Here is an 841-nt window from a genome sequence, read left to right as displayed (position 1 = left end):
CAACCCATCTTCACCGCCTCGATACCATGGCGGCGTGGAAGGCTGCAGCCTGCGTTGCCGCTTGAGTTAAACAAGCAGCAAAGTTTGCCTTAACTCGTCCGACTTCGGTTAACGTGACAAGCCCCGCGATAGTTACTCTCTTCTGTCATTCCTGTCCTCGGCGGTAGCGCAAGCGACCGAGGTAGGTAGGGTCTGTCGCCCACGAGGAAATGGCCAATGTGCTCCAGTTGAGGATCTTTCCGGACATGGCCTATCAGGGATCGCCCTGCCTTACTCTTGGTTAACCCTTCTTCCAATCGGGCTCTTTGGACCGGGAGCCTCTATCGCCTGGCGCAGTTCTCTCGGCAGTTAGGTTTCCGAGGATCATCCGATGACCAGGAACTCTCTCTACCTCGCCGCGCTCTCCACGCTCTTGCTGTCGGCGGCCTGGCAGCCGACGCAGGCTGCCAGCTTCGACTGTGCCAAGGCCGCGGCACCCGACGAAAAGACCATCTGCGCCGATCGTCAGCTCAATGATGCAGACGTCGAGATGTCCGTCCTCTACACCCAGCTCAAGCCGCTTCTTGGCATGGGCGCCCGCGGCGACATGGAGGATGAGCAGGCCGCCTGGCTCAAACGGCGGGCCAACTGCGGAGATGATCGTGCCTGCGTGAGCAAGGCTTATGACGACCGGATCCGCCAGCTGCGGAATGGATTTGAGGCGCTCGCCAAGCGGGGACCATTCTGACCACAGCCGACATGGACCTTCACCCGACAAGATCCGACCCATCGCCATTCCATCACATTGGATCGGCAGGGTCTCCTCTCTCATGCGTGAGGAGACGCTCGATGGCCACGTCGC

Annotated in this window: 1 protein-coding gene; it reads left to right on the top strand. The window is 60.2% G+C overall.

Annotated features, from left to right (window positions below):
* The first annotated feature begins 370 nt into the window (after positions 1-370).
* A complete protein-coding gene (locus ACS5Q1_RS37865) occupies positions 371-727 on the top strand; it encodes a lysozyme inhibitor LprI family protein (protein ID WP_473103079.1) in 357 nt (118 codons plus the stop codon).
* Positions 728-841 lie beyond the last annotated feature (114 nt).

The organism is Microvirga sp. GN3 (assembly GCF_055792825.1).
Note: the sequence above shows the minus strand (reverse complement) of the source record. Positions and strands in the feature narration are given on the sequence as shown.

Bases quoted from the DNA above. Each gene is read 5' to 3' on its own strand.
- ACS5Q1_RS37865 (WP_473103079.1), top strand. From the start codon at position 371: ATGACCAGGAACTCTCTCTACCTCGCCGCGCTCTCCACGCTCTTGCTG.